The sequence below is a fragment of the Granulicella pectinivorans genome, from assembly GCF_900114625.1.
Classification (GTDB): domain Bacteria; phylum Acidobacteriota; class Terriglobia; order Terriglobales; family Acidobacteriaceae; genus Edaphobacter; species Edaphobacter pectinivorans.
The window spans coordinates 4,228,810-4,250,541 of record NZ_FOZL01000001.1; the positions used below are offsets into that span (position 1 = coordinate 4,228,810).

A 21,732-nucleotide genomic window follows, 5' to 3' on the forward strand; every position below is an offset into this window, starting at 1 on the left:
CTTTTGGATAGAGTCTGCGTGGAAGCGGCGTCCAAAGACATCTCGGAGAAGGCAGTTTTCGTCGGCGACCATCGCTTCCCGCAGTATGGCTGACGCCAGATCTATCTACGTCGTGGAAAATTCAAAAGCTTGCGGCCAAAGATACGGGCGTCGACGGAATACGCCCCCGGCCCCAGGATGGCTAAGATGCCACCGTTTACTATTGCTATCTCCAAGGGGAACTGATCCGTTCCCCCCGTGAACAGTAATACGTATATCTGAACGAGGCAGCCCATCCCAGAACAATAGGGTGTAAACAGGCCGACACACAGGAAGATCGCAAGAATCGCTGATCCTAAACGAATCCCGAACCACGACATCTGAGCCCCGTGTGCGGTTCCACCCGCAACCAACGTCGCGGCAACTGAAATTCGCAGAATGAAGAGCGCAGCGCCTGCAGTTCCCGTGGGGAACATGGAAAACAGTCTTTGCACATCTGGATGGTATCGATCCGGAGAATATGGAGCAATCTCGAAAGAAGGGTCACGCAAACATCCTTTAGGAGGCTCCGAATGGCCACAGGTGGCGTATTCTCTGTTCACATCGGTCTTGCGGGAGTTAAGATGCGCTGCGAGTCTCACAGGCGAGAAAAGCGTTTACAGGCGATGTGCTGCGGGCTGGCAGCAGGACTTGCGTGTGCTTGCATTGGCCCTAGCGCTGTTGGCTTGGAACCAAGCCATAGACTCACCCAATATGGGCATATGGTTTGGAGGATCCAAGACGGCGTATTCAGCGGTGCTCCCAGCGCATTTGCGCAGACTGCGGACGGTTATATCTGGATAGGTACGCAATCAGGACTACTACGATTCGATGGCGTCAACTTCACTCCGTTCCGTCCATCACCCAAAGAAAGACTTCGCTCGCCGAATATCAGCTCGCTTCTGGCTGCAAGGGACGGCAGTCTATGGATTGGAACCTCGGCCTATCTGGCCCACTTCAAAGACGGGGACCTGACTAACTATCTGGACGTGATAGGCGAGGTGAGTCAGATTAGCGAGAGTCGCAAAGGCGACATATGGTTTTCACGTCGAAAGACGCCTGATGGTGCCGGGGCTCTTTGCAGAGTCGCGGGGGCAAGAATCGCCTGCTACGGTAACGTCGAGGGTATCCCGTATAAATTAGCGGGGCCTTTACTTGAAGGCGATGAGGACGATTGGTGGATAGCAGCTGCAAGCGAAGTCGCCCATTGGAATAGAGGATCGTCTACGATTTACGCACCTGCTGGCTTGAAAGCCAACCATCAGCTGGATGGATTTACCGCGCTTGCCAAGAATGCAGATGGCTCTGTGTGGGCCGGGATGGAGTTTTCTGGTAAAGGACTTGGTCTCCAGCGCTTCTCGGGAGGTAAGTGGAACCCGATATTGATTTCTGGATTTGACAGCAGCAGCCTCGCGGTGACTGCTCTGCTATTCGATCGGGATCATTCTCTTTGGATCGGCACGAAAGATAAAGGGATATACAGACTTAACGGTGCTTCCCTCGATCATTTTGGTTCATCGGATGGTCTATCGAGCGACACCGTGCATAGTCTTTTCGAAGATCAGGAGGGAAATATTTGGATTGCCACCTCCAAGGGGATCGATAAATTTCGAGACTTTAAAGTTGTTACTTATTCAAAGGCTGAAGGGTTGAGGGCAGATCAGGTAGATGCGGTTCTCGCGTCGGGTGACGGTACGATCTGGATGTCAGATGGGACACTTGAGTCCATTCGAGGAAGGACAGTCACGTCGATGGGCCCACGTGATGGACTTCCAGGACGCGACGTCACCTCACTCCTCGAAGACCGGTTTGGGAAGCTTTGGATTGGGGTCGATGACAAACTCTTCGTGCGTGAAGAAGGTAAATTTCAACAGATCACGGACACCAACGGTGGCCCAGTAGGGGCAGTCGAAAAGCTTGCCAATGGGCTGAACGGAACGGTATGGGCAAGATCAGTAAAACTTCCACATAGACTTCTCCACATCGTCAATGGCAAAGTCATAGAAGAGGTGGAAGCCCCAGATGGAATGCGCCAAAGAGCATTCGCCCCCGAACCCGATGGGGAACTACTTGTGGGCCTTGAGAGCGGTGACCTTGCGGAGTATCAGGCGCGTCAATGGAAGGTGATACCTCTGCACCGGATCAAAGCCACTTGGCACGTTGTCCAATTCGCAACAGCTGCTGATGGGGGAATTTTAGGTGCGACCTCCTCCGGAGTGCTTGGCTGGAAACGGGGGCGCGCTCAAGATCTCAATGCGGATAACGATCTCCCGTGCAACCGGGTATATTCTCTTATCTTTGACAGTCAAAAAACACTTTGGCTCTATGCGTCATGCGGACTCTTGTCGATTTCAGATAGTGAATTGGCTCGCTGGTGGCAGGATCCGAAGGCGAAGCTTAAGTATCGTATCTTCAATGTCCTTGATGGGGCTCAACCCGCGCCACCGTCCTATCAGCCGCAAACATCGATGTCACCTGACGGGAAACTATGGTTCGCCAATGGTTCTGTGCTGCAACAAATTGATCCCCTCCATCTCCCAGCAAACAACATATTGCCGCCCGTGCATATCGAGGAGATCGTCGCGGATACGAGGGAATACCCTCTCCAAAACAACTTAGCATTGCCAGCTTTGACGCGCGAACTGCAAATCAACTACACGGCGCTCAGCTTCGCCATTCCTCAGCGGGTGCAGTTTCGTTACAAACTTGATGGGCTGGAGAACGAATGGCAAAATGTGGGGACTCGGCGCCAGGCTTTCTTCACCAATCTGCGGCCAGGTACTTACCGGTTTCATGTCATCGCCTGCAATGATGATGGCCTATGGAACAGCGTTGGCGATACGATTGGCTTCACGATCGCTCCTGCTTACTATCAGACACGGTGGTTCGCATTGATGTGTGTAGCAGCATCTGGAGCGATCTTGTGGGCGTTATATCTAATGCGTCTCAAGCAAGCCACCTATCAACTTCAGGAACGGCTGAACGCGCGCATGGAAGAGCGAGAACGAATTGCTCGGGAACTTCATGACACTCTTCTGCAGGGATTCCAAGGCTTGATGCTCCGCTTCCAAGCCGTGGTGAAGATGCTGCCGATTGAAGCAGTTGCTCGGCAGACCATGGAGCAGGTGCTAGATAGAGCCGACGAGGTCCTTCTCGAAGGACGACAAAGCGTCAGGGACTTGAGGGAGGAAGGGACATCCGCGACAGAGATGTGTGAGGCTTTGCGACAGTGTGGAGAAGAATTGGCTCAGAATCATACCGCCAGTTTTAGCCTCATGATCGTGGGGGAACCGAAGGCTATGGCAACTGTGGTGTTCAATGAATCGTACCGGATCGCACGGGAGGCCCTAGTCAATGCTTTCCAGCACTCTCAAGGGCGGAACGTGGAGGTCGAAGTGACATATCTGGTATCACGAGTCTCCATACGAGTTCGGGACGACGGTATAGGCATCGACGCTGACATTTTGACCAAAGGGCGTAAGGGCCACTGGGGACTATCCGGGATGCGCGAAAGAGCGCAGAAGATTGCCGCCAGACTTGATATTTGGAGTCAGGCTGGTTCTGGCACCGAAATCGAGCTCACAATTCCATCTACGGTCGCTTATCCCCACGACAAGAGACGGTCCCTGCGGCAACGTCTCTACGACATGTTCATTCGATTTCAAAGGAGCCGATCATGACGAAAAAGATCAGAGTCTTGACCGTAGACGATCACCCTTTATTGCGTGAGGGGATAGCAGCGGTACTGGAAGGTGAGGATGATTTCGAGTTGGTGGCCGAAGCGACCAGTGGCCAGGAGGCCGTCGACTATTTCCGGATCCATTGTCCCGATGTAACCCTCATGGATCTGCAGATGCCCGGTATGAACGGTATTGATGCAATGTTGACAATCAGAAGGGAATTTTCAAACGCCCGTTTCATTGTTCTGACGACGTATCAGGGAGATGTTCAAGCCTTACGTGCATTGAAAGCGGGTGCTGCAGGCTATCTTCTCAAGAGCATGATGCGGAAGGAACTGCTCGACACGATCCGGATCGTCCATTCCGGCAGACGACGTATTCCGCCTGAAATCGCGGCAGAACTCGCCGACCACGTCACTGATGATGCGCTCAGTGATAGAGAAGTGGATGTCTTAAGGCGTGTGGCGACAGGCAATTCCAACAAGATCATTGCGTCCCAACTGAACGTGTCCGAAGCCACCGTGAAGGGACACATGAAGAGTATTCTCTCGAAACTCGGCGCGAACGATCGAACGCACGCTGTCACAATCGCAATGAAGCGTGGGTTTCTTGATTGCTAGCCACGCGAAGCACAAGGGAAAACGCCTTCGGATCACGCCTAGACTGAACGTATATCCGAGGCAATCAGGACGGATAGCAATACAATCAGGACGATTCAGAGAGCACCGAGCCAGTTGTACCGAACACAGATGAGTGTGGCCGAGTGGTCGATATCCCACACAAAAGCAAGTGTGGAAGGACTTTCGATACCAACCGTTCCAACCGACTTGATACGAGCGTAGTCGGACCCCGGCATTCCATCCTCTTCGTTTGTGAAGCTAGAGAACTGCTCCAGGCGCCCGTAGGATCTCTCAGACAGTTATAAGCGTTCCATCGCCTTGACGGTCTCATCCGTCGTCAGGACGGCGTGCGCAATGAATGCGTAGTTAATCATCGCTGCCTGATATCCATCCCCCCATTGAGGATGACGCGGACCGGCGGTTGCGTCCTTTACCACTGCCACTTCAAAGCCTTGTTCCACAAGTTCACGCAGGTGGGACTCGACACACATGTTTGCCAGCATCCCGCCGAGAATGATTCTGCTGATGCGTCTCTTGCGCAGTTGAAGAATGAGGTCATTTGTCTGCGGGCCCCATACGCGGTGGGGCGAAACGACGATGGTCTTGCCATCTTCGATATAGGGTTTGAAACGCTCCAACCAGTCTGCGCCGGAACCCTTCAGACCATCGAGTGTCAACCGTCCTTTCCGGGCGAAGAGATCAGTCTTGACTTCATCCGCTTCCAGCGGTCCATTGAACTCCCAACCCTTGTCTTCGGGAAAGAAGTAGTGAGGGGAGATGAAAACCTCATAGCCGTGGGCCTTCGCCGCCTTGAAAAGGCGCTCCATGTTTCGAATCGTATTGTTCTCCTTAAGACTCTCGCGGACAACTCCCCACGCCTTTCCCGACTCACTCAAAACGTCATTCTGCGGGTCGATAAAGACCAGTGCCGTATCGTGATGGCGCAGGCTCATCGGAGTCTTTTCGGGGAGAGTAGACGCAACATCCGTTTCGACAAAAAAATCCTTTCCGGCGATCTGGCGCGTGGGTATCAGAGTTGCAGCAGTGGACGCACCCGCGACGGTGAGAAAGCGGCGGCGTGATGTATTCGATAATTCCTCAGTCATCGTGTCGCTCCCTTTTTGCTTCGATTTGTCTACAGCATGGGTTTCTCGTGATGATTACCGCATTGACAAGACGATCCTAGCTTTCCGAGACCATCGCCGGATATCATGTTGTTCCATTACTGACGTTCTGCAGTCTTGATCGGAGACATCGCAACTGAGCACAGGAAATCCCTATGTATACGGTTCGAGACTAGATACCCAGATCGGTCAGGCCTGGATGTCCGTCGGACCTCTTACCTAGAAGCCAGCGGAATTTATGATCCGCTTTCTTGATTGACAGCTCATTGACGCTTGCGTGCCGCGCATCCGTCAGACCGCGTTCGTCGAACCCCCGATTCTCGCTTCCGTAGGCCCGGAATCAGTTGCCGGCTTCGTCGTGGTACTCATAGGAGCGCCCTACCACAATGTGATTTTCGGTGAATGCCAGAGGTTCTTCGATGAGGTGATAGTCGTGCTCTCGCTACCGATTCCCCGACAGCAAAGCGACGATCTCCTCCCTGCCAATCACGATGTCGGCGCGGTTATGGCACCTGGAATCTATTGAGTACATGAGAGACTCTGAGCCGGCCCTCTTGTGTTTCATCCATTCTCGGCAGCGCGTACTTTTGAACCCCACTTCCCTATGAACGGTGGTCGTGAATCCATTGTGGCGCTCCTCTTCGCTGCTGATATTGTCGCTTGTGGACATGTAGTGGAAGGCTCCGTCCATGCGTTGAGACCTTGCCTCAATCAGCAAGGTAGCAATGAAGAATATGTCTGCATGTTATGTCTTTCATTACATGATTGGCGCTCCGCACATGCACCGATGCCCTTATGCAAAAGCATGATAGCCACACTCACGTAGCCACGCTAACATCTGTCTTGACATCGGACAAAGAGGATTTCCCATGTCGAGGGTTTAGTCACTTCGCTCGGTCTGGATCAGGAGGAGGAGATGTGTTCTCAACACTTGAACTGGAACGTGATCTGCAGGCCGATGACATCGACCCGTCCACGATGTTCCATGACGATTGTTATCGACTGACCAACTCTGCTGGAAAGGAACTCGGTGCATTAATCAGGGCGGTCACCACGCTCTATAAAGAAATGATGGCGATAGGCGCGACAGAGGATTGGATTGCCCTTGTGAATAGCCTGGACATCTCCTCGATCAACCCAACGGAACGAATATCACGCATGTCTAGCGTGAACCATCTCCGTATAAGATCCTTAGTCGCTGATAAGGGCACATGCGACAAGGCTCTGCCGGAGGCGCTGGTGACTGGGTACGAGCATCTAATCGCCTCAATTGAGCTGCCGGATCAGGATGATCGTCACGTCCTCGCTGCCGCGATTCGGTGTGACGCAAGCGTGATCGTCACGCTCAATATCGGAGACTTTCCGAGTCGAACTCTCGCAACAGTATCGCAGCGCAACGTCCTGATGATTTCGTTCTGGCACTGCTGGAGACCTATCCGGACCTCGTAATCGAGGCAGTGAGGCACCATCGTGCCAGCCTAAAGAAACCGCCTAAGACGCCTGCCGAATAGTTCGCCGACTTAAGCGCGCAAGGCCTCGGCGAGACAGTGATCGCACTCACGACATATTCTTCTTTTAAATTATCTAGAGCGACGCCCATCTCCATTCGCCCGAGCAAACAGTCCAGGGCGAGCCATGACGTTCATTCCTGGGAACATTTGGATGTTGTGCTCATATAAAAATGCAAGAACCCTGAAAGATCACGCTTCATAAGCGAGACACGCCCAGAAACATCTAGGAGCATAGCAATCCTTGTCGATAGATCTTGTATTGAAACCTTAACCGTCGCGTTGGAACTCGTCGTTAGCGCCGCTATATCTGTCTGGCGCTTGGGACCGGAGCGATCTAGGCGACCGGATTCAACCCACATTGCTTTCAGTTGGTCCAAACGAGTGCCCCGAGCAGCATCTTCATTCGCTGGTATTGCCTGGAGATAGCGTAGGACAGCCGAAGGATAGTACGTGTTAGGAACCGGCTGCTGATCAAAGAGCGGGGCGAGCATGTTTGGTATCGACCCTACGGATTGCCTTGAACCATTCTGTTTGCGAGCAGCGATGATGGAGAGGATCGTAGACGCAGCACCCGCGCCGACACCAACGCCATCGCCAATGTTGTTTGTTCGTCCACCAAAGCCTGTGAATTGCGTCGCGCTAACGGCTGCACCAGCACCGGATCCGGTAATCAGCGCGGCAGCATTCAATCTGGCTACCGTAGTGTCTCGGCGAGATTGTAGAGATGTTCGAAGGTTTGACAGTTGACCTTGTTCATTCGCTATTTCGGCGAGTACTCCGTCTACATCCAGTGTGGCCTTCTGAACGGCCTCAAGAAGCTCTTGCCGTGTTGTCAATTCCTCAATGGTTGCTGGAGCACCGCAGGCGCGGTGTGCCTGTATCGAAGTGAACCTCTCGAAGAGAGACTCTATCCCCACAATCTGTGCTGTTTGGACAGGATTGCTTACAGCTGTTCGATGTGAATCGGATCCAACTATTGGAGCAACTTGTTGGGTCACTCCATGCTGAGAACTGACCATGACGATCACGGCTGACACCGTAATGAAAAGCCATCTCATTGAACAAGTCCTCTTTCCCGGTATGCGCCCGTCTTGCATCATATAGATCGACGCTCAATGTGATCCGTGGTTTCCTAGCCACGCGTTGACTCAAAGAGGAACCACCCGCGGCGCTGTGATTGGTCAATCCAGTTCTCGAGCAAGCTCGCAGTCGCAAAGTCACCCGAATCATCACACAACCCACGCACAGCGCGCATACTGAGCGTGAGAGCTTTTTCGTCCTCATGCAATTCACTCAGCATGTCACCTGGTGTAACGTAGTCGGCGTCATTGTCATGGAGACGTTGCAGCCGAGCGATATCCCCGATAGAACGAATCGTCGTTCCCCCGATCTTGCGCACGCGTTCTGCAATTTCATCCGTCAAAGCGGAAATCTGATCTGCGTGATCGTCCAACATCAAATGGTAGTCGCGAAAATGGGGGCCGCTCATATGCCAATGAAAGTTCTTTGTCTTGAGATACAGGCAGAAAACATCGGCGAGCAAGGTATTGAGTGCGTAACTGATATCTTCGGTTGAGCCCGAGTCGATATCCGACCGGTTGAGGAGCGGCGCTTGCTGTTTTCGCGTGAGTTCGTGTCTGTCGGACATACATATCCCTTCGTTCGTCAGTTGTTACCACCGATACGCTTAAGTGGTCGGCGCATGCACGCCTTGTGACGTCTCTGTATAAGAAGTACGTATAAAGATGAAGGTTGACAATCACGTATTTCCATTAGTGAACGCCGCTTGCAACGAACCACACGTACCGACGATGCCGCCACTACTCCCATTGGGACCTGTGCTGAGACATTCACTAATCGCTGTTCATCCTGCACTAGTTCATGAGCCATTTAGCCGTGGCTTCATCAAATTGTCTTGTAAGGATGCACGCTGAGTGTGGGATGATCACTCACTTCCTGCAGGGCGACTGTGACTATAGGGCTTAGCCCTAAGCGCGAGTTAAATTTGCATCGATTTGCACCATGCTCTCTACATAAGCTGAATCGAGATCGCTTGCTCGGCTCAGACCGCCTGTCCACAGGTGGAAAATGGGTAAAGGGCAACCAAGCCGGCCTTTGCAAGAGTCATGCCAGAGGTGTTAATAGAAAGCCGTGATATCTGCGGTGTTGCGCCTGTGTCATCCTTGGCGATGTATGAAACTTGCGGCTCGCCAACAACCTTGTCGAGTGAATCCTCAAAACAACAATGAGGCCATACATCTGGACACACTGAAAAGGAAGACACAATGGCAGGAAAACTGGACGGCAAGACAGCACTTGTAACGGGCGGCAGCTCAGGCATCGGACTGGCAACAGCGAAGCAGTTCATCATTGAAGGCGCGTTCGTTTACATAACCGGACGGCGTCAGGCAGAATTGGACTCAGCCGCAGCCGTTTTGGGCGACCATGCGAAGGCCGTTCGTGCCGACGCTTCGAACCTTTCGGATCTCGATTCTCTGTACTCACAAATCAAGCAGGAGAAGGGCCAACTGGACGTGTTGTTTGTAAACGCTGGTGGTGGCAGCTTCGCTTCCATAGGGCAGATCACAGAGGAGCAATTTGACCAAACGTTCAACACGAACGTGAAAGGACTTCTCTTCACCGTGCAGAAGGCGCTGCCACTGATTCCCGAAGGCGGTGCGATCGTTTTGAACGGTTCGATGGTTTCCGTCAAGGGCGATCCAAACTTCAGCGTCTATTCAGCGACTAAAGCTGCTGTTCGATCGTTTGCTCGTGGTTGGACGAACGATCTCAAGGATCGAAAGATCCGCGTCAACGTTGTCAGCCCGGGCCCCATCGATACCCCAGGGCTGAGGGGGCTGGCGGCGAACGAGGAGCAAAGGAAGGCTTTGTATGCTCATTTAGCTTCGGGTGTACCGCTCGGTCGAGTTGGAGAGCCGGAGGAGATTGCCAAGGCGGCCGTATTCCTCGCCTCCGCCGACGCCAGCTATATCGCCGGTGTTGAACTCTTCGTGGACGGTGGCGCAGTCGCTGTTTAGATCACTTCGTGGAGGCCGCCTTCGATGGCGGCCTCTCTTCCGTTTTAAAGCGATTTGAACAAGCAGTGAAGCAGGAAACTACGCTCAACCTGAAATACACCCTCAAGCCAAGCACTCACGATGCGATATGCCCGAATCGAAGACGGTTCTAGACCTTTGCGTTCAAGAGCCGGAGTTCATTACCGCCATCCTTCAGGAGACGACGGAACGCCCCAATGAACCGATTTTTTTCGAGATATGGAGGGGTTCCCGCGAAGACTTCATTTGTGTGCAGAGCCCCAAGCCCTATCGCAAAGCGTACCTGACCAAATCAGAACGGTACGTGGTTGCAGTCGAAGCCATTTTTGAGTGTTCCACACAGGGAATGGGCTACGGATTTGCTGACGTTGTAAGAAATATTGATTAATCGCAGCTTAGAGGGTGATATGAAGTTGCAAGTGTGATGAATCTGCTGGTCATCAGGATAGCGAAAGCGATGGAGTGTATTCCTTTGATGGTTTGTGGAGGTCGTTCGTAGTCTCTGGCAAGTCCTCAGAAGGGTGCTGCCCAAGCGAAGGGGCATTCCACGGCCCATCCGCGCGGCAGGAGCACGAAGCCTCGTTTTGCCCTCGGTGCTTGACCACTTCGAGCCCTATGCCGTGTTGTTGTGAGGCGTTGGCGACCTTGGGGCCGGTGTAGCACTGGCCGACATAGCCAACTCAACCGTGCCTCCGATCACCTGCTGCACTTGTTCGGCCAGTGCCGCAACCTGCTCACGATCGTCTTGATCGCCTCCCGTCGCCGTCAAGGCCAGCATGTGTCCCAACGTATCGACCGCGATGTGGACCTTGGATGCCCTCTCCCCTTGGCCCCGTCATAGCCGCGCGCGCAAGCTTTCCGGTGCGGACTGAAGCGTGCGGCTGTCGCTGCAGGTCGCGCTCGGCTGGCCCTCGCGCTCCGCCCAGTCGCGTGCAATCGACTGGACATCCGACACCAGCGCCTCGGAAGCACCTGCGTCCGGCCAACGACGAAACTGCTGATACACCGCAGCCCGCGGCGGCAGATCCCCCGGAATCATCCGCCACGAACAATCGCTGCGTGACACGTCCCGGGCCGCATCGAACACATCCCGCAGTTCCTGTTCCTGCTGAACGACATCCTCCCGGCACAGGAACAGATACGGCAACACCAACCACCACTCTTCCTACGTCACATCCGACGGATACAACTTGCGAGCCTTGACCATCCTTCAATGCTGACGAGAAAACAAAAAGTGGCAAAGACTCTACTCAGGTGCACAGTCCATAACACCCCTTAGTGTTATACGCGTTGTCATTTCTCTCAAGGCGGGCACATGGAGAAGATAAATGCCTCACATGAACATCTTAATATGAACGCACAATTGTGACTGATGTTCTTGTGCAATAGCCTTAACCAAGAGCTGGATGACGCTTGGTTGTAGATACTCAGCACTCAAGACAGACGACTTCACGCCTTGGAACCGCAAGAGACAGCTTATAGCCTGAACACTCGGTCCACGAAGTTGTATCCACGCGGGCACAGCGCCATGCAAGATCTATTTTCGACGGCGGAAATCGTTTATTCGAAGGTCAACAAATATAGGATGTTGAACAGCTTTTCCCTGGAGGATACAACATGTTTAGGCTCCCAAAGACAATCATTTCAATCCCTAAGCCAGCCATAGAATTCCAGTGCGTTCAGTCTGGCGTTCCTGACAGTCAATTGACACGCGAGGCCACCGGCATCCTGCGCGAATTCAGCACACCACTTCTCTTCAACCATTCCCACCGTGTTTTTTTTTGGGCCAACGAGCTTGGCAGACAGACCGGCGAGAAATTCGACTCGGAAATACTGTTTGTCTCGGCTGCATTCCACGATCTTGGGTTGCTCAAGCAGTTCAGCAGCGAAAGTGACCGTTTCGAAGTAGACGGCGCAAACGCCGTTCGACAGTTTCTCGATCAGCATGGCGTTCCTGCGGCCACGATCCAGACAGCATGGGATGCAATCGCACTCCACACCACGCCAGGCATAGCCGCGTACAAGCCATTGGAAGTGGAACTCCTTTACAACGGCGTGGGCCTGGATGTTCTCGGCATCGGATATGAGACTTTTCCGGAGACTCTCCGAAAGAGTGTCGTTGCCGAATATCCCCGCGTCAATTTTAAACAGCAAATAGCAGAAGCCTTTCTGGGGGGATTCGGACATAAGACCAAGACAACTGAGGGAACCTGCAACGAGGATATCTGCTGCCACTTCCTTCGCAACTACAAGCGGAGCAACTTCTATGAGCAGATTCAGAATTCGTCTTTTCCGAATTCCTGATTGGATCGTTGGCGCCCAGTTCTCAACGTTGAGCGTCCACTACCAAAATGTGAAGTCGGATTCTTGTGCATTTAGCGCGTCATCCGGCATTACCAGTGGAGGATCGCAGTGAACACGCTCACCACAGCATTTGGAGCTCCAGTCGGGCAACCAGAATATTCAAGCTGCGGGAAAACGAGGCACCGTGTTGCTTCAGGATTTATGGTGACTCGAAAAGCTTGCACGCTTTGACCGCGAAGTGATTGACAGAAGAATCATCGTTACCACTTCCTTCGGGGGTAGAGCATGATGCCGATGTAGTGGAAACACATGATAGACGCAGCGTTGACTCAAACCTACGCTCAGATCTACACAGTCTGAGTGCTGTAGAGAGGGGCCAACTCAAGCTTCGGTCTTCTCGCAACTGAACAAAAGATGGAGGGATGATGGTGGACTCGCTAGATCGTGAGCTTATTCACTTGAGTAGTCCGCGCTCAGTCCTCGATACGATGACTCTTCTTGAGGACGCTGTTCTGGAGAAAGGTTTTCGCATTATGGCTCGAATCGATCACGCAGACGAGGCTGCGATGGCTGACCTGACGATGCCGGCAACAGAGTTGCTCATCTTCGGAAATCCAAGTTCGGGAACGCCTCTGATGGTGGCCTCGCCCACAGCGGGAATCGATCTGCGAAGAAGTTGTGCGTTAGGACGGACGCAGTGGTAGCCCAGGAGGAAGCCGTGCTCAACAAAGACGACAAAGCAACCCAGACAATCGCGACCAGTCGCCTACAGCCCCCGATTGCAAAGACGGAAGTGTCGCGGCGTGGCGTGCTTCTCGGTGGGGCGGCAACATTTGCGCTTATGGCGCTTCCCGCTGATGCCAGTGCAGGCCTGTCAGCGCTATCGACGGAGCCGCTTGCTCCGAAACCTCAACCTGCGAACTCCAAAGTTCACACAAAACAAGGAGGAAAGGCTATGGACAGGATTACGACGAAGGATGGAACGCAGATTTACTTCAAAGACTGGGGTACCGGCAAGCCTGTTGTGTTCTCACACGGGTGGCCTCTCAGCGCAGACGCATGGGATGCACAGATGCTTTTTCTGGGACAGAAAGGGTATCGCGTCATCGCCCATGATCGCCGGGGTCATGGGCGGTCAGGACAGTCTTGGGCTGGGAACAACCTAGACACGTACGCCGATGATCTTGCGGAGTTGATTGAAGCTCTCGACCTCAAGGATGTCACTCTCGTGGGACACTCGACGGGCGGCGGTGAGGTGACGCGCTATGTCAGTCGGCACGGCAACAAACGACTCGCAAAGCTTGTGCTCGTCGGGGCCATTCCCCCGGTTATGCTGAAGTCCGACAAAAACCCTGGTGGCTTGCCCATCTCAGTCTTCGATGCGATGCGAGCCAGCGTTGTCGGAGACCGCTCGCAGATGATGAAGGACCTGAGCGTGCCCTTCTACGGGTACAACAAGCCGGATGCAAAGGTCTCTCAAGGCGTTCGTGATTCTTTTTGGCTGCAGGCCATGCAGGCCTCTGTCGTTGGAACATACGATTGCATTAAGGCCTTTTCTGAGACGGATCTGACAGAAGATCTCAAGCAGATCGAAGTGCCAACACTGATCTTGCATGGTGATCAAGACCAGATCGTTCCGATCGCAGATTCTGCTCTACTCAGCTCAAAGATCATCAAGAATGCAACCTTGAAGATTTACCCGGGCGCTCCCCACGGCATGACCGTAACCCAAGCAGATGAAGTCAACGCTGATCTGTTGGCGTTCTTGAAGGCTTGATCACGATGCCGGCAACCTCATCACGTCGTCTGAATTCGACGGCGTGATGAGCACAACACCAGCAAAATTAACCCTTCAGGAGAAAAAGATGAGCAACACTGTGCGAAGTGACGAGGGATCGCGTCTTGGTAGATGGCTGTTCGTGGGCCTGTGCACGGCATCTCGCATGGACCGAGTTGCAATGGGAATGCTACGTGTGGCTTTGGTCCTCGTGCTTGTCTGGATTGGCGGTCTGAAGTTCGCGGACTATGAGGCGGATAGCATCGTTCCCCTCGTCTCCAATAGCCCTGTTATGAGGTTTCTCTATAGACACCCTGGAGAATACCGAACCCACATGAATAAGGAAGGCGAGTTAAACCTTCAACATCGCGAATGGCACCGACAGAACGGTACCTACACGTTCTCCCACGCCTTAGGAGTCGTCATCGTAGGGATCGGGCTGTTGATCGCACTCTATCCGTTTCGTCCCTCAATCTCGGCAATAGGCAGCGGACTACTCATTGTGATGGCCTGTACGACACTTTCTTTTCTCATCACCACTCCCGAGGCCTGGGTGCCGCCGCTCGGGGATGGCAATCACGGCTTCCCATATCTCTCGGGGGTCGGTCGATTGATCGTAAAGGATTTCATTATGTTGGCCGCGGCGGTCCTCACGTTAGCAGATGCAGCCAAGACTGCACTTGCCCGCCGAGCTCGCACGGAGTGGTGAGATGTCAACAACCCCCACTCTCAGTTCGCTCAATGCGGATACCGAGACGTATCCGCTTCTCACCAAAGCACTGATAGATCAGTTGCGTCAGTATGCCACGTTGCGGAGAGTAGAGAGCGGAGAGGTCCTCTATCGCTCAGGCGATCTTGCCGTGCCCCTGTACATCCTACTTTCGGCAACCGTAGAGATTGTTCAACCGGACACAGAAGGCGAGCGAGCCATCACCATCTTGTACCCCGGGATGTTTACTGGGGAGACCAGGATCATCGGCGGACAACGTGCGATTGTTTTAGCACGGGTCGTCCAATCTGGAGACATCCTGACAGTCCGTTCCGAAGATATTTGGACCTTGGCAACCAGAAACGCGCAACTCAGTGAGATATTGCTTCGAGCGTTCATTCTTCGTCGGACCATGCTGAACATAAGGCAGTTGGGCAACGTCGTCATGGTGGGCTCACAGCATTCTGCAAACACCGCCCGACTCCGGGAGTTCTTGGGACGTAATAGCCATCCGTATACCTATCTGGATCTGGATACGGATGATGGTTCTCAGGATCTGTTGGATCGATTCACCATCAGTTCTGCCGAGATACCGATCGTCATCTGCAATGGGAAGGCGATCCTGAGAAATCCCACTCCTCGTGAACTCGCAGATTGCCTCGGTCTGAATGATGACCTTCGGCAGAACCTATTGCGCGATCTGATTATTGTAGGGGGTGGACCGGCAGGCCTGGCGACCGCTGTTTATGCAGCGTCTGAGGGATTGGCACCTCTTCTCATTGAGAGTCATGCCCCCGGTGGGCAGGCTGGGGCCAGTTCTCGCATAGAAAACTATCTTGGCTTCCCGACTGGTATCTCAGGCCAGGAACTCGCTTCGAATGCAGCTACACAGGCGCGGAAGTTCGGCACTACGATCGCGGTCGCTCGAAAGATCGTTCAACTCAATTGCAAACGCCGACCTTATGAACTCGTGATGGATGATGGAAGCGTTCTTTTTGCTAAAACCGTCGTTATTGCTACTGGAGCTTGTTACAAGAAACCCGCAGTTCCAGATCTTGCTCGACTCGAAGGGCATGGCATTCACTATGGTGCGACTTACATCGAAGCCCAGATGTGTGTGGGTGAAGATGTTGTTGTGGTTGGCGGGGGCAACTCAGCCGGTCAAGCGGCTGTCTTTCTTTCGCAGACAGCGAGCAAAGTCTACATGCTCGTCCGATCAAAGGACCTAACAAAGACGATGTCGCGCTACCTGATCGAACGAATCAACGCGAATCCTTCCATCGAGCTGCTCTGTGAAACAGAGTTAACTCGCCTTGCGGGCGATGAATCTTTGTCGGAAGTATGCTGGGCGAATAAGAAGACCTCCCAGACTTTCACGCTTCCCTCACGTCATGTCTTCGTCATGGCCGGCGCATCACCCAACACCGTATGGCTTCAAGGCTGTGTAGCACTCGATGACAAGGGATTTATACTCACCGGGCATAATTTGCCTTTATGCGTCCCACGCGGCTCCAGCCCAGTATGGCCTTTGACGAGGGCTCCTCAACTGCTGGAGAGTAGCCTTCCTGGCGTATTTGCGATCGGCGACGTGCGTGCGGGGAGCGTGAAACGTGTCGCTTCCGCAGTCGGTGAGGGAGCTATTGCCGTGAGTCTTGTACATCGTGTGCTCGCTGAGCTCTACTAGCTAGCTTTAGTAGAAGCCCGTAATTGTGCGACTCACGGCAACTCACTGTGTTGATTATCAGTCCGCAATTGTCTGTCGAGCGGTCGCAATATAAATGCTTGATAAATATGGCTCCTGAGGTAGGACTCGAACCTACAACCCTTCGGTTAACAGCCGAATGCTCTGCCATTGAGCTACTCAGGAGTGTCTATTGGACTGACCACATTGGCATGGGCCGCCTCACTGTTTATATCAAAGATGGGGCCGCGGGTCAAAGTATCATGGTCCGAGGAGGATTCTGATGCCTAGAATTTCGAGAATGCAACGCGATGAGGTGCAGCCGGCGGCGGTTGCTATCTATGACCGCTATTTGCGCGACAGGGGGAATGTCCCCAATATGTTTCGGACCATGGCGCACCGGCCGGAGATCTTCGAGACGATCATTGCGCATATGGAGGCGGTGCTGAATACCGGCACGCTGACCAAGGCGCTGAAGGAATTGGTCATTGTGCGGACCTCGCAGCTCAACCGCACACCGTATTGCCTGGCTTCGCATACGACGATCTGCCGCAAGCTGGGGTGGTCGGAGGCGCAACTGGCGGCGCTGGACCAGCCCGGGACGGGCGAGTTCACGGAACGGGAGAAGGTTGCGATCCATCTGGCCGAGGTGATGACGCTCGATGCGCATGGCTACACCGACGCGGACTTCGCACGGCTGCGGAGCTTCTTTTCGGAGGGTGAGGTCGTCGAGCTGATGGCGGCCATCGGGCTCTTCAATTACTTCAATCGTTTTAACGATTTGCTGCAGATGGAGCCGACGCAGCCGGCCTCGAAGGAAGAGCTGGCCACGGCCGGCGTCGCCGTCCCCGCCTAGGGGTACAGCAGGATCGCGATGCGATAGGTGCTAAAGGGGCCTTTGCCGTTCTGGGCACAGGCCCCGATGGAGGCTTGGTGGTAGCGGCCAGCCTTGAGGTGCGGGGCGAGCTGGTCGGGCAGGACATCCAGGCTGGCCGTGGTGTAACGCATGATGAAGCCCGGTTGATTCTGGCCCTTGAACCCGGAGCTGGTGGCGCAGGTGGCGCGCGCGTCGCGATTGTCGGGGATGAGGCTCAAGCCGGCGTTGTCCAGAAGCGCTCCCACGTTGGCTTCCTGCTGCTCCAGCGTCAGGTTCTGGGTGGTACGTGCGAAGTCCTGCACAGCGAAGCGCTGGCCGTTGCGGACGACGACGGCGATCCCGATGGCGTCGACGTTGGGGTCGAGGATATTCGTGCGATGCCCTGCCGACTGCATCCAGGCGGCGTGAACGCGCTGTGCGGTAGGAGCTTCGGCTACGTTTTCGGAGATGAGGGAGAAGTGGACCCCGGCGCTGGCTCCTCGGGTGGAGAGGTCGGGTTCGCCGGGAAACTGGTGGGAGATGGTCCCGCGCTGGGCCATCTGGGCGGCGTGGAAGGCGGCGGCCTGCTCCAGGGAGGGATCCCAACGGAGCTGGGGGGCGTGTTGCTGGGCGCGCTCGCGGTTGGCGGCTTTGAAGAGCAGAAGCGCCTCGGGAGCTATCGCGGCAGCCGCAACTGATTGATTCCTCGAAGGTTGCGATTCCAGCTGTGGATCCGTTCCCGGTTCAGCGGCTTGGGATTCGATGCTTTGGGGTGGGGTGGGTCCCGAGCGATGGCCGAAGTCCTGGACAGCGTAGATCTCGCGACCGTTGATGAGGACGGCTACGCCGATGACGTTGTAGTTCGGGTTGAGGAGGTTGGCGCGATGGCCCGGAGAGTTCATCCAGCCGGTGTGCAGGCGCTCCACGGTGGGGGCGTAGGCGACGTTTTCGGCGACAGCGTCAAAGGCCTGGCTGTAGGTCTGGATGCGGGGGAAAAGACCCAATTCTCCGGGAAACTGGTGAGAGATGTCCTGGCGCTGGGTCATGAGACGGACGTGGTCGAGGGCCGCGGCGCTGAGGGCCGGATCGACGGCGAGCGGGGCGATTCCCTCCGCGGCACGCTCCTGATTTGCGGCTGCAACCAGATACTGCTCGGCTACGTTCGACTGGGCGCGGGCGATGGTTGCGACCGCGAGAAGGGCAAGCACGAGCTGGCGGCTGCGGAACTTCATGATGGGTCGAACCCCGATTTATTGCGACAGTCTCCATGGTCAGATGCGGGATTTGGTCGAACCTCCCGGGTTAGAAGTGGTATGAAAAGCACAATTCATGGTCAACCGGCTATGCATGGTCTTCTAAAAGAGTTACGAGAGGGAGAGGCTCAATTCCCCATGTTTCACCAGGAACGTTTGGACCGGTAAAACGTGGTTTTCTGCATGGTTTTTGTGGCAAAACGATGGAAAAGTGCGCGTTCGCAAAAGTGGTCTGTTTTCGATTCGATTATCGCCCAAACGACTATGACAACCCTCAAAGCGAAGATGGAGACAAAAACGGACTTTTCGACTTCTCTTTGGGTCGACCGCATGGCGGGTCTAGAGGAGAGTGATGAGTTCGGGGGTCAGGGTTGCCGCGATCTGGAGGCGCGCCAGGGTGACGGGCAGGCCGAAGCGCCGGGGGCCGGCGGAGCCCGGGTTGAGATAGAGGACTCCTTCCTGCTGCTCGAAGACCGGCTTGTGAGAGTGCCCGGTGACGACGCAGGAGACTCCGGCTTGTCTGGGGTTGATGTCGAGGTCCGGCAAGGAGTGGATGAGGTAGAAGAGGTGACCGTCGAGCTCAATGGCCTCGGTTGCGGGCAGCTCGGCACAGGGTCCGTAGACGTCGATGTTGCCTCGGATGGCCGTGACGGGAGCGATCTGCCTCAGGGCTTCGAGGATTTCGATGTTGCCTACGTCTCCGGCGTGGAGGATGTGTTCGCTTCCCTTGAGGGCTTCGAGGGTCTCGGGGCGGAGGAGGCCATGGGTGTCGGAGAGGATGCCAATCTGCATGGTTCTACATTCCTACGGAGAGACGGGTGCGAGGGTCGAGGAAGTCCCGGAGGGCGTCTCCGATGAAGTTGAAGGACAGGACGGAGAGCATGACCGCCATGGCCGGGAAGAAGACCAGGTGGGGGGATTCGAAGAGGTGGGAGCGGCCGTCGTTGAGCATGGCTCCCCAACTGGCGGCGGGAGCCGGGATACCGAGGCCCAGGAAGCTGAGCGTCGCTTCGGCGAGGACGGCTCCCGCCATGCCGATGGCCGCCTGCACGATGAGGGGCTGAAGGATGTTGGGCAGGATGTGACGGGTGAGGATGCGGAGGTCGGAGGCTCCGAGGGCGCGGGCGGCTTCTACAAACTCCTTTTCCTTGACGGCCATGACCTGAGCGCGCACGAGACGTGCGTAACCGACCCATCCGGAGATGGAGAGGGCGAGGATGAGATTGAGAAGGCCGGGCCCCAGGAACGCCACGAAGGCGATAGCAATCAGGATGCCGGGAAGCGCGAGGAAGGCGTTCGAGACGTAGACGTTGAGGATGGTATCGGTGATACCGCCGTAGAAACCGGAGAGGCCACCGGCGACGAGGCCAAGCATTAACGAAAAAGTTACCACCGACACGGCAACGATCATGGAGATTCTCGCACCATAGATAGAACGCGAAAGAATATCGCGGCCAAGCTCGTCCGTTCCGAACCAGTGGGCGTGGCTGGGTGAGGTGAGGCGGCCAGGGAGGTCAAGTTGGGCGGGATCCTGGGGGGCGAGCCATGGAGCGAAGACTGCGCAGAGGATGAAGCCGAGAAGCAGGATGACGCCGATCGCAGCGAGGGGCTGGGTGCGGATGCGGAATGAAATCTGGGTGAACCAGCCTCGATTTGTTTGTTTTTCAGGCACATGATGAGCATCGCTCGTTTGTACTCGCGGATGCAAGCTTCCCGACGTTAGAATGGGAAGACGGCCTCTAACGATTTTGAAAGGAACTCTCTGACCTCCCAAGCGCCAGAACGACTCCGCATCCTCGTCTACGGGCTGAATTATTCGCCTGAGCTCACGGGCATTGGCAAGTACACGGGCGAGATGGCGACGTGGCTGGCCTCCCGGGGTCATGACGTGCGTGTTGTCACGGCTCCCCCGTACTATCCGGCGTGGCGGGTGTGGGACGAGTATCGTGGGCAGTCCTTCCATGTGGAAGGCAAGAACGACCCAAATGTTCCGACGGTGTACCGGACTCCGCTGTATGTGCCGGAGAAGCCGAACGGTCCGAAGCGCGTGCTGCATCTTTTCTCGTTCATGCTGGGCAGTCTGCCGGTGATGCTGCGCCAGGTGGTGTGGCAGCCGGAGGTGGTGTGGACGGTCGAGCCTACGTTTTTCGGCGCTCCGCTGGCTCTTTTTATCGCCAATGTCTGTTCTTCGGCGAGCTGGCTGCATGTGCAGGACTTTGAGGTGGACGCGGCGTTCGAACTGGGGCTGTTGCCCAAGGACGGTCCGATCCACACGTTCGCGCTGTGGCTGGAGAAGGTGTTTACGGAGGCGTTTACGCGGGTTTCGAGCATCTCGCGAAAGATGCTGGAGCGATCGGTGGCGAAGGGCGTTCCCGTCGAAAAGACCTGCCTGTTTCCGAACTGGGTAGATGTGGACGCGATTCATCCGCAGGAGGCGTCGACTCCAAACTCGTTTCGTGTGGAGCTGGGGCTGGAGGGGAAGACGATTCTTCTTTACTCCGGCAATATGGGCGCGAAACAGGGTCTGGAGCTGCTGGCTCCGCTGGCGGAGACGTTTGAGAACGACGATTCGGTCCATTTCCTGTTCTGCGGGGATGGGGCGTTCCGTCCGCAACTGGAGACGCTGGTCGCGCACCGGAAGAATGTGACGATGCTGCCGCTTCAGCCATTTGCGCGGCTGAACGATCTGCTGAACTGCGCGGATATTCACCTGATGCCACAGAGGGGCGGCGCAGCGGACCTGGTGATGCCTTCGAAGCTGACCGGCATGCTCTCGAGTGGGAAGCCGATTGTGGCGACGGCCGAGTTGGGAACCCAGGTGGCGCATGTGGTGGGCGGAGACCCCGTCGCCGGCATCGAAGCGTGCGGGCTGGTGGTGAAGGCGGAGGACCCGGCGACGCTGTATGAAGCGGTGGGTAAGCTGATCGCGGAGCCGGAGTTGCGCGCGAGGCTTGGTGCGGCGGCGAGACGGTATGCCGTGAAGCACCTTGGCCGCGATGAGGTATTGGGCCGGTTTGAGCGGGATTTGCTGACACTGGCGCGGAGGCCTTTGTTACAGACACGGCGCGCGAGCGATGTGACGTAAACTGAGTCTGTTCCCCTTTGGACTCTTTTGACTGACGTTTGAACTTTATGGAGGCAAC

General features: G+C 55.2%; 18 protein-coding genes, 1 tRNA gene and 2 pseudogenes. 13 read left to right on the forward strand and 8 right to left on the reverse strand.

Annotated features, from left to right (window positions below; all coding sequences use genetic code 11):
• Nucleotides 1-551: 551 nt before the first annotated feature.
• Entirely contained in the window at nucleotides 552-3,698 is a 3,147-nt protein-coding gene (locus BM400_RS16965) for a sensor histidine kinase (protein WP_175529089.1), read from the forward strand.
• Nucleotides 3,695-4,318 (forward strand): response regulator, encoded by a 624-nt coding sequence (locus tag BM400_RS16970; protein ID WP_089840976.1) that lies wholly within the window; start codon nucleotides 3,695-3,697, stop codon nucleotides 4,316-4,318. Before BM400_RS16965 ends, BM400_RS16970 begins: the two co-directional genes overlap by 4 nt.
• Nucleotides 4,319-4,617: 299 nt before the next feature.
• On the opposite strand, the gene BM400_RS16975 is transcribed toward BM400_RS16970, so the two are convergent.
• Both BM400_RS16975 and BM400_RS22610 read right to left on the reverse strand, forming a co-directional pair.
• The gene (locus tag BM400_RS16975) at nucleotides 4,618-5,424 is read right to left on the reverse strand and encodes a cysteine hydrolase family protein (protein WP_217644117.1); all 807 of its coding nucleotides are present in this window, start codon (nucleotides 5,422-5,424) and stop codon (nucleotides 4,618-4,620) included.
• 190 nt (nucleotides 5,425-5,614) lie between these two features.
• Nucleotides 5,615-5,872 (reverse strand): annotated as a pseudogene (locus tag BM400_RS22610) (DUF1348 family protein); the annotation flags it as partial.
• A gap of 488 nt (nucleotides 5,873-6,360) precedes the next feature.
• On the opposite strand from BM400_RS22610, the gene BM400_RS16985 reads away from it, so the two are divergent.
• Together BM400_RS16985 and BM400_RS23020 are read left to right on the forward strand one after the other, a co-directional pair.
• Nucleotides 6,361-6,891, forward strand: coding sequence for a hypothetical protein (locus BM400_RS16985; protein WP_089840981.1), 531 nt, complete (start codon nucleotides 6,361-6,363; stop codon nucleotides 6,889-6,891).
• Complete coding sequence (locus tag BM400_RS23020; protein WP_483866654.1) at nucleotides 6,891-6,953, forward strand: hypothetical protein; 63 nt, start codon at nucleotides 6,891-6,893, stop codon at nucleotides 6,951-6,953. The genes BM400_RS16985 and BM400_RS23020 overlap by 1 nt, the downstream gene beginning before the upstream one ends.
• Nucleotides 6,954-8,085: 1,132 nt before the next feature.
• Here the strand turns inward: BM400_RS23020 and BM400_RS16990 are convergent.
• A complete protein-coding gene (locus BM400_RS16990; protein ID WP_089840983.1) occupies nucleotides 8,086-8,601 on the reverse strand; it encodes a Dps family protein in 516 nt (171 codons plus the stop codon).
• A gap of 637 nt (nucleotides 8,602-9,238) precedes the next feature.
• Here BM400_RS16990 and BM400_RS16995 point away from each other — a divergent pair.
• A complete protein-coding gene (locus BM400_RS16995; RefSeq protein WP_089840985.1) occupies nucleotides 9,239-9,991 on the forward strand; it encodes an SDR family oxidoreductase in 753 nt (250 codons plus the stop codon).
• A gap of 127 nt (nucleotides 9,992-10,118) precedes the next feature.
• The gene (locus tag BM400_RS17000) at nucleotides 10,119-10,397 is read left to right on the forward strand and encodes a hypothetical protein (protein ID WP_089840987.1); all 279 of its coding nucleotides are present in this window, start codon (nucleotides 10,119-10,121) and stop codon (nucleotides 10,395-10,397) included.
• On the opposite strand, the pseudogene BM400_RS17005 reads toward BM400_RS17000, so the two are convergent.
• Nucleotides 10,394-11,162: pseudogene (locus BM400_RS17005) on the reverse strand (IS5 family transposase). The gene BM400_RS17000 and the pseudogene BM400_RS17005 overlap by 4 nt on opposite strands.
• A 464-nt stretch (nucleotides 11,163-11,626) precedes the next feature.
• Here BM400_RS17005 and BM400_RS17010 point away from each other — a divergent pair.
• From BM400_RS17010 to BM400_RS17030, 5 genes are all read left to right on the forward strand, one after another.
• On the forward strand, nucleotides 11,627-12,313 hold the full coding sequence (locus tag BM400_RS17010) for an HD domain-containing protein (protein WP_089840989.1): 687 nt from the start codon (nucleotides 11,627-11,629) through the stop codon (nucleotides 12,311-12,313).
• Nucleotides 12,314-12,846: 533 nt separating this feature from the next.
• Nucleotides 12,847-13,017, forward strand: coding sequence for a DUF302 domain-containing protein (locus BM400_RS23005; protein WP_217644118.1), 171 nt, complete (start codon nucleotides 12,847-12,849; stop codon nucleotides 13,015-13,017).
• Nucleotides 13,018-13,031: 14 nt separating this feature from the next.
• Nucleotides 13,032-14,090, forward strand: a complete 1,059-nt coding sequence (locus BM400_RS17020; protein WP_425432393.1) for an alpha/beta fold hydrolase — start codon at nucleotides 13,032-13,034, stop codon at nucleotides 14,088-14,090.
• 166 nt (nucleotides 14,091-14,256) lie between these two features.
• Entirely contained in the window at nucleotides 14,257-14,799 is a 543-nt protein-coding gene (locus tag BM400_RS17025; RefSeq protein ID WP_281245518.1) for a DUF417 family protein, read from the forward strand.
• Nucleotide 14,800: 1 nt separating this feature from the next.
• Nucleotides 14,801-16,483, forward strand: a complete 1,683-nt coding sequence (locus BM400_RS17030) for an FAD-dependent oxidoreductase (protein ID WP_089842066.1) — start codon at nucleotides 14,801-14,803, stop codon at nucleotides 16,481-16,483.
• A gap of 108 nt (nucleotides 16,484-16,591) precedes the next feature.
• Here BM400_RS17030 and BM400_RS17035 read toward each other — a convergent pair.
• Nucleotides 16,592-16,666, reverse strand: a tRNA-Asn gene (locus BM400_RS17035).
• A gap of 115 nt (nucleotides 16,667-16,781) precedes the next feature.
• Here BM400_RS17035 and BM400_RS17040 point away from each other — a divergent pair.
• The gene (locus tag BM400_RS17040; RefSeq protein WP_245781931.1) at nucleotides 16,782-17,336 is read left to right on the forward strand and encodes a carboxymuconolactone decarboxylase family protein; all 555 of its coding nucleotides are present in this window, start codon (nucleotides 16,782-16,784) and stop codon (nucleotides 17,334-17,336) included.
• On the opposite strand, the gene BM400_RS17045 is transcribed toward BM400_RS17040, so the two are convergent.
• The 3 genes from BM400_RS17045 to BM400_RS17055 all read right to left on the reverse strand — a co-directional run bounded on the left by BM400_RS17045 (nucleotide 17,333) and on the right by BM400_RS17055 (nucleotide 20,210).
• Entirely contained in the window at nucleotides 17,333-18,568 is a 1,236-nt protein-coding gene (locus BM400_RS17045; protein WP_089841001.1) for a CAP domain-containing protein, read from the reverse strand. The genes BM400_RS17040 and BM400_RS17045 overlap by 4 nt on opposite strands.
• Before the next feature lie 360 nt (nucleotides 18,569-18,928).
• Nucleotides 18,929-19,381, reverse strand: a complete 453-nt coding sequence (locus BM400_RS17050) for a metallophosphoesterase family protein (protein ID WP_089841004.1) — start codon at nucleotides 19,379-19,381, stop codon at nucleotides 18,929-18,931.
• Nucleotides 19,382-19,385: 4 nt separating this feature from the next.
• On the reverse strand, nucleotides 19,386-20,210 hold the full coding sequence (locus tag BM400_RS17055) for an ABC transporter permease (RefSeq protein ID WP_089842069.1): 825 nt from the start codon (nucleotides 20,208-20,210) through the stop codon (nucleotides 19,386-19,388).
• A 171-nt stretch (nucleotides 20,211-20,381) separates the two neighbouring features.
• On the opposite strand from BM400_RS17055, the gene BM400_RS17060 reads away from it, so the two are divergent.
• Nucleotides 20,382-21,674, forward strand: coding sequence for a WcaI family glycosyltransferase (locus BM400_RS17060; RefSeq protein WP_281245520.1), 1,293 nt, complete (start codon nucleotides 20,382-20,384; stop codon nucleotides 21,672-21,674).
• The last annotated feature ends 58 nt before the right edge of the window (nucleotides 21,675-21,732 follow it).